We start from the raw sequence: 12,284 nt of genomic DNA on the forward strand, positions 1-12,284 counted from the left end.
GTTTTTGCATGAGCAATATCTCTGCACGTTTAGCTACTGAGCTAAATGCTAAAGAGCAACAAGTAGTTGCTGCTACAAAATTACTCGATGAAGGTGCTACTGTTCCTTTCATCGCTCGTTACCGTAAAGAAGTAACCGGTGGCCTTGATGACACGCAATTGCGTTTACTTGAGCAACGTTTGTCTTATTTAAGAGAGCTAGAAGAGCGTCGCAGTTTTATTTTAGCGACTATAAAAGAGCAAGATAAACTCACCGCGGCTTTACAAGCTGATATTAACACCGCGCAAAGTAAGACTGAGCTCGAAGATTTATACCTACCTTATAAGCCTAAGCGCCGCACTAAAGGTCAAATAGCTATTGAAGCAGGCTTAGAACCGTTAGCTGATGCATTATTTAATGATGCAGATTTAAACCCAGAGCAACAAGCGGCTAAATACCTAAATCCAGAAGCCAAGTTTGCTGATAGTAAAGCCGTGCTTGATGGCGCTAAGTTTATTTTAATGGAACGCTTTGCTGAAGACGCAAAACTACTTGCTAAATTTCGTAGCCACATTGGCCAACACGGTCAGATTGAAGCTTCACTAATTGCTGGCCAAGAGCAAGCAGGTGCTAAATACCGCGATTATTTTGAGCATCAAGAGCCACTAAGAAAAATACCTTCGCACCGGGCACTAGCCATGCTGCGCGCCCGCAACGAAGGAGTATTACAGTTAAGTATAAATCCTGAACCTAGCGTAGAGAACCCAGCGCAAATATGTGCTCAGATGATTGCTGATTATTATCGTCTTAATATCAAAGACCAAACAGCAAGTCCGTGGTTATTAAGCGTAGTCCAGTGGGCTTGGAAAATTAAACTGGGCCTACATTTAGAAAATGAATTTTTAGCGGCGATGCGCGAAAAAGCCGAAACCGGCGCGATTGACGTATTTGCTAAAAACTTAAAAGACTTACTAATGGCAGCCCCGGCTGGTGCTCGCACAACGCTTGGACTTGATCCTGGTCTGCGTACGGGGTGTAAGATAGCCGTGGTCGACAGCACAGGTAAACTACTCGCTACGCAAACTATTTTCCCACATGCGCCACAAAACCATTGGGATAAATCAGTTCGTACCTTAGAGCAGCTTTGTCGCCAACATAAAGTAGAACTTGTAGCAATTGGTAACGGCACGGCTTCACGTGAATCAGACAAGCTAGTTGGCGAACTAATGAAGTCTTTGCCAGAGCTTAAACTCAATAAAATTATGGTCAGTGAAGCAGGCGCCTCGGTTTATTCGGCATCTGAATTTGCAGCCAATGAATTTCCTGATTTAGATGTATCTTTACGTGGTGCGGTATCGATTGCCCGTCGTTTACAAGATCCACTCGCTGAACTCGTTAAGATTGAGCCAAAATCAATTGGTGTAGGCCAATACCAACACGACGTATCGCAGAGCCAACTGGGACAGTCGTTAACCTCTGTAGTTGAAGATTGTGTAAACTCAGTCGGTGTAGATTTAAACATGGCTTCAGTACCATTATTGACGCGGGTATCGGGCTTAAATAAAACGTTAGCACAAAATATTGTCAGCTATCGTGACACCAACGGTTCGTTTGCCAAGCGCAGTGAACTTAAAAAAGTTGAGCGCTTAGGCCCAAAAGCTTTTGAGCAAGCTGCAGGCTTTTTAAAAATTAGTAACGGCTCTGATCCACTTGATAAATCATCGGTTCACCCTGAAGCTTACCCGGTTGTTAAACGTATCTGTGAGCAAAATACGCTTGATGTGAATGCCCTGATTGGTAACTCAGACCTACTCAATAAGTTAGTGGCGAATGACTACACCGATGAAAAATTTGGTTTACCAACGGTTACCGATATTATAAGTGAGCTTGATAAGCCAGGACGCGATCCACGCCCTGAGTTTAAAACAGCCGAGTTTAAAGCTGGCGTCGAAAAAATTAGCGACCTAAAACCAGGTATGATTTTAGAAGGTGTAGTTTCTAACGTTGCTAACTTTGGTGCGTTTGTCGATGTGGGCGTTCATCAAGATGGCTTAGTGCATATTTCAGCAATTACTAATAAGTTTATCTCCGATCCTCGTGAAGTCGTTAAAGCCGGTGATATTGTTAAAGTAAAAGTAATAGAAGTTGATGCAGCACGTAAACGCATTAGCTTTACTATGCGCTTAGATGACGACATTAACACCAGCAATAAATCAAAGCCAGCGGCTGCAAATAACCAATCTCGCAGTAACAACAACCAACCACGCTCTGCAGAAAAACCTAAAATAGATAGTGGTAATGCGATGATGGGTAACGCATTTGCAGATGCCTTTGCCAACGCGAAGACCAAAAAATAAGCGTACCTTTATGTTTTAAGCTTAAAGATACCAAACAATAAAAACCGCGATATTAATAATATTGCGGTTTTTTAATAAATTTAAAATAGTTATTAAAATTTATATTTACGCTAACAACCCAGCTTAGAAGTCTGCTGAAGTCACGCTTGGCCGTGTTCGCTTAAGGTGTCATTGTCATCGCTGTTAAAACGACTGTCGACTTTAAATAATATTACCCCTTCTTCAGGGCTCGCCACTGCTAACTGACGTTGTTGCGCAAGTTGTGTATCGTCTTGTTGAGTTCTAGTAGAGTAATAGACGCACGGTTAATCTCCGCACTGGATTTTTCAATACCTTAACTGGCACAGCTAAAACCTTTAACACCATTATTAAATACAGAACCTATTGGTACAACTCATCTCGACCGGCTATATACTCAATTAATTATCGTTCATCAATCACACAAAACAAAGTATAAACTAGGCTGTTTTTACATCGAGCTCAAAGTATTGATTTGATAGCTTTTAAAAATTCTTCTTTATGTGAGATAAACGGCGCATGAGACGCTTTATCAAGCACTTCATACTCAAACTGCGGATTCAGCGCATGCATTTTTGCAATCGCGCGATACGGCACCAGCGCATCTAAACGGCCAAACACACCTTTAATAGGTACTTCGCAGTCACTAAAAAACGCTCTTAAGTCGTCTTGTTGTAATATTTCAAGGCCACCTGTTAAAGCGTCCTCTTGCGGGGCAGGGTATTGCTTAAGTAACTTTTTAAGTTGTTTTATATCGTCTTTAGCACTTTGGCTACCCATTGCTTGAATAGCTAAAAAGCGCTCGATTGTTTTATCTCGATGACTGACTAATTGCTCTTTAAAGGTATTTAATACATCCGCTTTAATACCCGACCAATCATCTTGCTCAGCAAAAAATGGGGTTGAAGCAACTAAGATAACCTTGCTCACTTTATCAGGCCAATGTTTCGCAATATACAGAGAAAATAAGCCTCCTAGTGACCAACCCATTAAAGTTGAGTTAGGTTTTATTTGCTTGCTTAGTAACTTTGCGGCGTTATGTAATGTATAAGCTGTTAGTTTACATGAATGCTCACCGTAACCAGGTAAGTCGAGACTTTTTACATTATTATTGCAAAGAAATTCAAGTTCAGGCTGAATAACCTCCCACACGCCTTTATTCATTCCCCAGCCGTGTAATAACACCAATTCGTTTTGCATATTTAGTTATCCTGCTCCACACTTAAGTATTATAATAGCGTTTAAAGGACTGAATGCAATGGCCAACATTTCTCGCTTAAGTAAAGGTCTAGGTGATTGGTTATTCCCTTGTTATTGCTTGCAATGCCAAGTACAGATATATGAGCAACAAGGGCTTTGTGAACACTGCTTAGCCGATCTTCCTTTATTTGATTTAACCGCGAGTAAAAACCTACTGTATCACCCAGATATAGCTGAGTTATTTCCCGACTGTCAATTTGAGCACTTGTTTGCATGTGCTTGGTACCGTTCGCCATTTGATCACTGGCTAACCCAACTTAAGTTTCATAATCAAATTCATTATAAAAAAGCCCTTATCCAAGTAATTAGCCAACAGCTTGAAATAGCCAAAAATAGTGCTGATGAATGGCCTGATTACTTTGTCATACTGCCTTTGCATCGCCAGCGGTTTTTTAGCCGAGGCTTTAATCAGGTTGATCAAAGTTGGCGAGCATGTTTATTTGATGAAATTATCGGTGATGATTTATTGATTAAGCATAAAGCGACTAATAAACAAACCCATTTAACCCGTGCTAAAAGAGTTAAAAACGTGCAAGGTGCTTTTCAATGCAATAAAGATATAACCGGTGATGTAATCGCTATTGTTGATGATGTAATGACCTCAGGCGCAACGCTAAATGCAGCGACTGAGGCATTAAAACAAGCTGGGGCAAAACAAGTTTGGGCGTTTGTAACGTGCTTAACACCAATTTAAATCCCACAGCTACTTTAGGGTATTTCAATCATTAACGATTAAAAACGAGCTCTTACACCTAGGCTAACTGAACGACCTGGTAATGGTGCTTCGTCTTTTAAGTATGACGAATGCACTCTCCCTTCTTCGTCCGTTAAATTATCGCCTTTAATATAAATAGTCATATCTACATCACCTAAATCAAGGTAATAATTAGCTGAGGCAGATAGCATTGTATAGCCATCTGTTTGCGTTTCGTTCTCAGCTATTTTGTCTTGCTTAGCGTTACGAATAACTTCGACTTCGGTATGCCAATTTTCATACTCGTAGTGAACAGATGAGCCAAATCTCATTGGTGGCATTCTTGGGACATTACCGCCTGAATCTAATTTAGCCCGCGTATAATCAGTAAATACCTCTAAACGCCAATCATCATTTAAATGCCAATCAACTTGTGCTTCGTAGCCGTATAAACGGGCGTTTTGCTGTGAAAATAAAACGACTGGCAAACCATCAGCTTCTTCATCTGACTCTCCTAATATAGCCACTTGGTTCTCATAATCAGCTGATGTAATAAAGGCACCATCGCTAATAACTAAATCGGTAAAATCTTCAAAAATATAGTTATCTACTTCATTATTAAATACGCTAACACTCGCATTCCATGTATCCGCGTTATAACGATAAGTAATATCTATATTATTTGAGACCTCTTTATCCATGCTTTCGTCTGTTTGAACGACATTGTATTGACCATTGTCGTTATTAAGTTCAAACCCACCACCGACTTCATAAGTACCTGAGCCAATATGAGGACCATATGAATATATTTCAGAAGACGATGGTGCGCGTTGTGAGTAAGCATAATTAAAGGATAATGAGTGTTTTTCGTTAATGCTCCAAACAACACCAGCAGAGCCTGATACCGCTGTATAATCTTTGTTGTCGAACGAAATATCATTTGATGCACTTAACTCAGTAAAAAAGTCATTATTTACATTATGAGTTGATTGTTCAACACGCGTACCAAGTTGCCATAAAAGTGGGCCAACTTCTTTTTCTTCCATTAAAAATGCAGCAATGCTGTCAGTCTTAGTTGGTGGGGTAAATGCTTCTTCACCTATCGCTTCAAAGTCACTTTTGTTGTAATGCAAGCCAACAATACCTTTCCAACCGTATACAGGTGCATGGTCAGCCGACAATCTAGACTCAATACTTTCGTTTTTGAAAGTAGTGCCAATTTCTGTACCTTCAACTTCAGAATGCTCGTAGTCTGTATACGCATTTTTCCAATGTACTGCTTGAATAAAGCCATCTAAATTATTCCAGTCAACTACGCCTTGATAACGATCTTGGTTTAGCTTTATAAACACGCCTTCTTCGCCTGGTAAACCGTATTCAGAGTCCATATGACCATACGAAAAAGCAACTCGTGTATCATCGGTTATCCAACCAGCCCCTAAGTTATAACCGCTGGCATCAATAGCTGAGTTAGCTAGTGTTGTACTACCCCCCTCTTCATCTATATCAGTCGGCACCGGAATTTTATAATCATCGGTTTTTCGGGTATACCCGTCAATATGAAAAACAAAATCACCAGAGCCTGCATTTAAATCTGTTGAAACAGTTTTAGCATCTGCCACATTATCGTATTGTGCAAATACTTCACCGCTTACGCCTTCTTTTTTTTGTGCTGGTAAGCGGTTATCAACCACGTTCACAACTCCACCAATAGCGCCGCTCCCATATAAAAGCGTAGCTGGACCTCTTAGGACCTCAATTTGAGTGGCGGTAGATGTTTCGGTTGAGACTTGGTGATCGGGACCTACACGTGATGCATCAGACGCACCTAAACCATTTTGAACAACTTTGATTCGTGGTCCATCTAAGCCACGAATAATTGGGCTACTCGCAACAGGTCCATAATATGAACTATGCACACCGGGTACATTTTTTAAAGTATCACCTAACGTGGCCGCTTGGTTTTGGTCTAGCTCTTCGCCACTCAATATTGTTACGGGTGTACTTGATTCAAGCACAGTACGTTTTAGTGGGGAGGCCGTTATTAACACTCTTTCTATATCGGTTTCATCTTTTTGAATGTTTTTTTCGTCTGCATATGCAGTGCTGCTCATTGCTGTTAACAAGGCTAGCACTAAAGGTGAATAGTTATTTTTCATGCTGTTATCTCTAAAAATACATAATAAAATTCACTCGATATCATTTAATAACGAGTGCTTAAAATACATTTAACTGATTAATTAAAAATAACGGATGGTGGATCTCTATTACCTGTAATAGCAACAAACACACTATAAAAGTGCTGACTAATTAACCCTATTAAAGAAAGAGAGTGAGAATGTACCCCAAAAAGGGTTACTTTAGCGGGTATTGAGTGTTCTAAGTCAAGAGAGGTTAAACAGAGTTCACATTCTTGCTCTGCCTGTAATTCGTGTGAAGTATCGTGCCAAGCAGAAAAAACACTGAATAGCAAAAACAACACTAATATATATTTTATTAGTGTTGTTTGGTTTCGAAGTGAGTGTAATGTCAATCTCAGCATGAAAGATATAATATAACATTACCAACATTTGTGTCGATAAATTAATTCACTTTTTATCTACCACACAAACCTATTAATAGATTCTAACATTAGCAACTCAACAGGTTTAATTTTTTATCCCTTAAAGCTATTCCATGGGCCTGATATTGCTAATGTTTTAGTTGGTGAATATACATTTACAAATAGTGTATTACCATCAGGCGAAAAACACGCGCCGGCAAGCTCTGTTTGTTCGCTTAAACGAGCAAACGTATAAATATCTCCGCTAGGTGTTACTCCGCGCAGATGATTATCGACAATATCAGTATACTGATCTTCACAAACAATAAGGTGACCATTCGGTGCTACTGTTAAGTTATCACCAAAGTTAAACAATGATTCATCTTCGCTTTCTACAAACAACTCTATTTTACCCGGGACTGAGCTTTCACTTTCTTTACCTTCAAACTCTGATGGCTGGTATTTCATAACTTGACCAAGCTGTTTTTTACCGCCATTCGTGCAGCAAAAATAAAGCTCATTGTTGCCCCAATGTACGCCTTCGCCACGAGCAAAAAGTGCAGCTCCTTGTTGATATCCTCTAATCCTTAGATCATCTTTTGGGCTCTCTGGCTCATCTAAATCAACCCATTCAACATCCATCGGTGTATGTTTAAGCATTGTGGATTCATTCCAATTACGGGTATCAAATTGCGAGTGTTCTTTAATAACCATTGCTTGGAGTTTACCGCCTTTACTAAGCGTACCAAATTCATTAGGAATAAATCGATAAAATAAGCTATCGCCTCTGTCCTCAGTAAGATAAACAATGCCTGTGCGTGGATCTATTGCGGCTGCTTCATGATTAAATCGTCCCATTGCAACAAGTGGTTCTGGTTTTACCAAACCTTTTGCCGTTGCAGGTACTTCAAATATATAGCCATGAGATTTACCTAATCCATCTGCCTGATTAGCGACGGTTTCTTCACAAGTAAGCCAGCTTCCCCATGGTGTAGCACCACCAGAACAATTACGTATTGTTCCACACAGCGATAGAAATTCTTGTTCTTTTTTATGCTCTTTAATATTATAAATAATATGGCTTGTGCCACCGGGAAGCGCTACGCCATCATCAAATACGTCATAGGCTGTAGGCGTTTTATGTGACTTAATGCTCGTTGCTGCCTGCTTAATATTTTTTGGAGAAAGCTCATGGTTACGTACTAGTACAACTCTTTCGCTATCAAGCGCTATACACCCCATCCCATCGGCTTTATCTGGTACAGATAAGCCATCGTCCATTTCATCTCCCAATTGAGAAATAACGCGATAGCTAAAACCAGCAGGTAAATCGAGTAATTTTTTTCTATCAGGAATTAAAGAGCCATATGCCAATACGCTATCAGTCAAGTTAGCTAAAGTAGCCTTACCAAATGCACTTCTGGAAAGACCAACGAATGCGAGCGTCCCAGCACTCAAAAGAAATTGTCTTCGGGAAATCATATTTAAACCCTGTGAAGCTAATGATCTTAAATGAAAGTAGATAATAAATTAAAAATAATCATAAAAACGCATCCAACGTATAAATTCATGAAAATGTCATATTGCAGGTAGCTCTAACATTACTAATGAACAATATTAAAGGAGCTAATAATTGGTTAACAATTAATCACCATCCACTCGAAATGTATGCCCAAAAAAGAGCGCATTACTAAGTAATCGACTTGTACCATACCAGTAACCTCTAAAGACTGGGTTGTCAGTCATACCAATAACATTACCACGGCCATAAGAGTGCGCCACGAGCCCCGCAGCACCTGCGACTTGTTCTACATTTACATCATCTGTAAAGCCCGCTAGTAACGGCTTTTCGGTATACTGTAAAACGTTAACAAACGGCGCATTTGAAGGCTCAATTAACCAAGTGCTATTTTTAAATACGGGGAGTGTTTCACGGCTTAATGAATAAGTAAGCGGGTGTGTTAAGTCGACCTTAGTGTTAAATATTGCGCCAGCAATACGTTGACGACCTGATAAGTGGCTCTTATCACCATAACTCAAGCCATCTGTTTTAAACGCACTCGCAACATCTTCGCGCGATAAATAACTGGTTTTTAATAACTGCTGATCAACTAAAAACTTTGCGCCACCTTTGTGCCCCCAAATGACCCCGCCTTTACGAACCCATGTTTTAATCGCGACTTTAGTAGCATCACTGAGACTATTGTAATACCCATGAGCCAAAACAATATGGCTATAATCACTGAGCTCTAATTCATCTACACGCTCAAGTTCAACTATCGTGGGAGCAATACCTACAAAACGGTCTAGGTAATACCATACTTCCCCAACTTCATACTGGCTGGTGCCTTCCCCGCCTACTAACAACACTTTGGGCTCTTTAACCACAGCTAACGAGCGAGAGCCTAAATCAGCACCTTTAGCGGTTAGTCCTGAGGTGATTGGAGTTATTTCAATACCAAATTCTGTTTGCGCTTGATTGAGTATTTCCACCCAATCATTATTGGTTTGAATACCCGCAGGAACAATAATGCTACCTGGGGCAAAATCTTGGCTATCATTAGGTGTTTTTGCAGTAAGTGGCTTAAGTGCTACACGAGCTTTTACGCCTTGCTTTAGTAATGAGTTAAGCAGTTTTGGGGCTAAATAATCATCCCATTTAAAACCATAAGCGTAATGCGAAGTTAATGTAGGAAATTGCTTCACTTTTGCCGCTTGCCATGCTTCTTTTGCTACATTTAAACCCCAACCACTAGTTACCTTTGCAAACTCTAAATTAAAAGCATGCGCAAGTGTCCAACCAGACACATCATAAAAGGTGTTATCTACAAAACGTTTTTGTTCGCTAAATATAGCCTTTACTAAACGAAATTGAGGCTGCGCCAATGGTACAAAGTAGCTTTGTTTTGAAAATTCTTTACCCTGGGCTTTAACTGAATCTGTAAGTGGGTAAGCGTTTATTTGGTGCTGTTTTAATAAATCTAAAAAAAGTGCCTTACGTGTATCATCATTACCGCCTTCAACAACATAGCCATTATAATCTTCATCGCCAGCAAGCTCTACAGCCCCATTATAAAAGTCAGCTTGATAATTTAATAAGTCTTGGCGGTTATCTACAGCCGCTTGGAAGGTCGATAAACTCGTTAATAGCTGGTTTTTTATTGTAAAAGGAAAAGTTAGCGTACCGTTTTGTGTTTCTTGCACATGGCCACGAGAGCTGGCTTGTTCAAATAAAATTCCTACACCGCCATTTACATCAGGGTAGGTTGAGCCTTTTCCGTAATAAAAATCATCAAAGCTTTCTTCAGTGAAGTACAAAGCATTGTGTTTATCTAACGTTTTCGCATGGTAGTTAGCAATAGCCTTCGTTAAGCTGACATTTTCATCCGGAGTGATTGGGTGTTTACGACTAGGAATTCCCGGTTGAAAAAAGTAAGTGCTATTAGGTCCCATTTCATGAAAGTCAGTTAAGATATTTGGTTTCCAATGATGAAACTTGGCAATCCGCGCGCGTGACTCAGGATGCTGTAGCAATAACCAATCACGGTTTAAATCAAACCAATAATGATTAGTGCGGCTACTTGGCCAGCTCTCAATATGCTCACGAGTTTCTGGATCAGCCGATAAGTTCATACCTCGATTACTATTTGCCCAATTGGCAAAACGCGCCAAGCCATCCGGATTTAATGAAGGATCGAGTAAAATAACCGTGTTGTTTAACAGTGTGTCAATTTCTTTCCCTTGTGCCGCGGCTAGGTAATAGGCAACCAATAAAGCTGAGTTGCTACCCGATGATTCATTGCCATGCACACTATACCCCATCCACACTACAGCAGGCTGGTCGGTGCTTGTATCACTTTCACCATTACTTAATCGTGCTAAATGCGCTTGGCGTGTTTGTTCAATATTAGCTAGTTTATTAGCCCCAGTAATAGTTAACATTACAAGGGGGCGTTGCTCGTGCGTACGGCCAATTATTTCGTAATTAATACGATCACTTTTTTCGGCTAAAATCTCCATGTATCGAATCAATTGATCATGGCGTACATGCCATTCACCCACTTCATAACCAAGCACTTCTTCTGGTGTTGGAATTGTCGGGTCAAACTTTGTATCTTGTTCAAAATAATAAGAAAGTGGTTGCGCTGAAGCAGTAAAGCTTAGCAGTATAGTTAATATTGTTATTATAAAGCGCATGAAAAACACTCAAAAAATGATGAATGATTTTACGCTACCATTGACTAAATTAGATACCAACTTTTTACGCCCAACACTAGCGACAATGCGATGAGCGGAGTATGATGGCAAGTATCCGAGTAATTTAGTCAGGTATAGTTTGTTTTTATGATTTCTATTTCCGAAAACGCACAATCACATTTTGCAAAATTATTATCCGATCAGGCCGAAAAAACCAATATACGCGTGTTCGTAGTAAACCCTGGTAGCTCACAAGCTGAGTGTGGTGTTTCTTACTGTCCTGAAGATGCAGTAGAAGACAGTGATATTCGCTTGCCTTTTAATGGCTTTGAGGCGGTTGTTGACGCTGAAAGCGCACCATTTTTAGAAGAAGCTGAAATTGATTTTGTGACTGACAAAATGGGCACGCAGTTAACCCTTAAAGCGCCTAATGCTAAAGCGCGTAAGTTAAGCGAGAATGCAACCCTAGAAGAGCAAGTTCAACACATGCTTGAAACTGAAGTTAATCCGCAGCTAGCTAATCACGGTGGCCAAGTAAGCTTGGTAGAAATTACTGCTGAGGGTGTTGCGGTACTGCAATTTGGCGGCGGCTGTAATGGTTGCTCGATGATCGATGTGACACTTAAAGAAGGCATCGAAAAAGAGATGATTGCTAAGTTTGAAGAGATCACCGGTGTGGCAGACATTACCGAGCACCAGGCTGGCGAGCATTCTTACTACTAAACACGATGACCTACCGCTTAGGCTCTGCTCCTAAGCTCAGCTTAAAACGCTTTTTACGCGGCCTGGCACTGTTTGTGCTGGCCGTGCTTTATTGCTTTTGGTTACTATAGCCATTATAGCTTACAAATTATCGGTATTATAATACTCGCTGTAGCATTGTTTTTCGCAAGTCATAAAGGGAATAACCCCTAATAATCACGACGACTTTAAAGATTAGCAATTTACTCAACAAATACCGTGTTGTTATCATGTCAGTAAGGCTTAGATTCTGGCTGAGCGCAGACTTCTTCCTCAAACATAGCTCGACCCAGCGGCGCAACTAAAACATTTAAAACACCATTAATAATATTAACTTTTCGATTATCTCTTGTTGGCTTAAGTGGATCAGAGTCATTGTACCGCAGCTCACTCTTAACACTTGCTTCTACATAGTCACACGCTGTAATGACCATTTGTACCGAAGTACAACCATTATATAATCGCCACAGATTTTTTAAACCAAAATTCATAACCT

8 protein-coding genes are annotated in these 12,284 nt (G+C 40.2%); 3 read left to right on the forward strand and 5 right to left on the reverse strand.

The genetic code is table 11. From position 1 onward, the window contains the following. The first annotated feature begins 8 nt into the window (after positions 1 to 8). Entirely contained in the window at positions 9 to 2,336 is a 2,328-nt protein-coding gene (locus ACT3S9_RS14770) for a Tex family protein (RefSeq protein WP_444751013.1), read from the forward strand. Positions 2,337 to 2,816: 480 nt separating this feature from the next. Here the strand turns inward: ACT3S9_RS14770 and bioH are convergent, their stop codons facing one another. Continuing rightward, the gene (gene bioH, locus ACT3S9_RS14775) at positions 2,817 to 3,554 is read right to left on the reverse strand and encodes a pimeloyl-ACP methyl ester esterase BioH (RefSeq protein WP_444751014.1); all 738 of its coding nucleotides are present in this window, start codon (positions 3,552 to 3,554) and stop codon (positions 2,817 to 2,819) included. Positions 3,555 to 3,612: 58 nt separating this feature from the next. Between bioH and ACT3S9_RS14780 the strand changes: the two genes are divergently transcribed. Then, entirely contained in the window at positions 3,613 to 4,308 is a 696-nt protein-coding gene (locus ACT3S9_RS14780; RefSeq protein WP_441992994.1) for a ComF family protein, read from the forward strand. 38 nt (positions 4,309 to 4,346) lie between these two features. Here ACT3S9_RS14780 and ACT3S9_RS14785 read toward each other — a convergent pair whose 3' ends face one another. The 3 genes from ACT3S9_RS14785 to ACT3S9_RS14795 all read right to left on the reverse strand — a co-directional run bounded on the left by ACT3S9_RS14785 (position 4,347) and on the right by ACT3S9_RS14795 (position 11,047). Then, entirely contained in the window at positions 4,347 to 6,467 is a 2,121-nt protein-coding gene (locus ACT3S9_RS14785; RefSeq protein WP_441835891.1) for a TonB-dependent receptor, read from the reverse strand. A gap of 497 nt (positions 6,468 to 6,964) precedes the next feature. Beyond that, positions 6,965 to 8,332 (reverse strand): alkaline phosphatase PhoX, encoded by a 1,368-nt coding sequence (locus ACT3S9_RS14790; protein ID WP_441835890.1) that lies wholly within the window; start codon positions 8,330 to 8,332, stop codon positions 6,965 to 6,967. Between the two features lie 162 nt (positions 8,333 to 8,494). Then, positions 8,495 to 11,047, reverse strand: a complete 2,553-nt coding sequence (locus tag ACT3S9_RS14795) for a M14 metallopeptidase family protein (protein WP_441835889.1) — start codon at positions 11,045 to 11,047, stop codon at positions 8,495 to 8,497. Between the two features lie 147 nt (positions 11,048 to 11,194). Here ACT3S9_RS14795 and nfuA point away from each other — a divergent pair, with 147 nt between their 5' ends. Continuing rightward, complete coding sequence (gene nfuA / locus ACT3S9_RS14800) at positions 11,195 to 11,770, forward strand: Fe-S biogenesis protein NfuA (RefSeq protein WP_441835888.1); 576 nt, start codon at positions 11,195 to 11,197, stop codon at positions 11,768 to 11,770. A 251-nt stretch (positions 11,771 to 12,021) separates the two neighbouring features. Here nfuA and ACT3S9_RS14805 read toward each other — a convergent pair whose 3' ends face one another. Then, positions 12,022 to 12,279 carry a hypothetical protein gene (locus tag ACT3S9_RS14805; protein ID WP_441835887.1) on the reverse strand — a complete coding sequence of 86 codons (258 nt, stop codon included), beginning with the start codon at positions 12,277 to 12,279 and terminating at the stop codon, positions 12,022 to 12,024. Positions 12,280 to 12,284 lie beyond the last annotated feature (5 nt).

It is taken from the genome of Pseudoalteromonas sp. AOP31-A2-14 (assembly GCF_052378035.1).
Lineage (GTDB): Bacteria > Pseudomonadota > Gammaproteobacteria > Enterobacterales > Alteromonadaceae > Pseudoalteromonas.

Coding starts and splice junctions, on each gene's coding strand:
- ACT3S9_RS14790 (WP_441835890.1), bottom strand. CDS start 8,332: ATGATTTCCCGAAGACAATTTCTTTTGAGTGCTGGGACGCTCGCATTC.
- bioH (WP_444751014.1), bottom strand. CDS start 3,554: ATGCAAAACGAATTGGTGTTATTACACGGCTGGGGAATGAATAAAGGC.
- ACT3S9_RS14805 (WP_441835887.1), bottom strand. CDS start 12,279: ATGAATTTTGGTTTAAAAAATCTGTGGCGATTATATAATGGTTGTACT.
- ACT3S9_RS14785 (WP_441835891.1), bottom strand. CDS start 6,467: ATGAAAAATAACTATTCACCTTTAGTGCTAGCCTTGTTAACAGCAATG.
- ACT3S9_RS14795 (WP_441835889.1), bottom strand. CDS start 11,047: ATGCGCTTTATAATAACAATATTAACTATACTGCTAAGCTTTACTGCT.
- ACT3S9_RS14780 (WP_441992994.1), top strand. CDS start 3,613: ATGGCCAACATTTCTCGCTTAAGTAAAGGTCTAGGTGATTGGTTATTC.
- ACT3S9_RS14770 (WP_444751013.1), top strand. CDS start 9: ATGAGCAATATCTCTGCACGTTTAGCTACTGAGCTAAATGCTAAAGAG.
- nfuA (WP_441835888.1), top strand. CDS start 11,195: ATGATTTCTATTTCCGAAAACGCACAATCACATTTTGCAAAATTATTA.